Source organism: Stutzerimonas nitrititolerans (assembly GCF_003696285.1).
GTDB classification, from domain to species: domain Bacteria; phylum Pseudomonadota; class Gammaproteobacteria; order Pseudomonadales; family Pseudomonadaceae; genus Stutzerimonas; species Stutzerimonas nitrititolerans.
Window position 1 is genome coordinate 1 of record NZ_RFFL01000088.1, and the last position, 393, is coordinate 393.

The 393-nt window shown below is 70.0% G+C and carries 1 protein-coding gene; it reads right to left on the reverse strand.

The features are described 5' to 3' along the window. A partial coding sequence (locus EA795_RS20825; RefSeq protein WP_170162258.1) for a hypothetical protein occupies positions 1–311 on the reverse strand: 311 nt, incomplete at its 3' end. Between the last annotated feature and the right edge of the window lie 82 nt (positions 312–393).

Genomic DNA, 393 nt, shown 5'->3' on the forward strand with positions numbered 1-393 from the left:
ACGCGCGAATCCGCCACCTCGGTCAGCGGGCTGGCGATTCCTCCGCCTGCTGCGGCAGGCGCTTGGTACACGCCGCTACCCCGCCGTGCCGGCACGCCGCCGACCGGGTCGACGGTGCGCAGGGTTTTGCGGTTTGCAGGCGGATTGGCCAGGCTGTTGATGTCATCGACCAGTTGCTTGCCGCGCCGGCGCTCTTCCATTGCCGCCCCGCCAGCACGCCGGCTGGCCTCCATCGCCGCACCACCGGCGAGACGGGACGCCTCCATGGCTGCCCCGGAGGCGCGGCGGCTGGCTTCGTTACTCATCGCCATGTCATAGCTCCAGCAGATCGTTGGAGATGCCGACGCGGTAGATCGCTTCGGCGCTCGCGGTACGCTCGTCGCGGTACTCGGC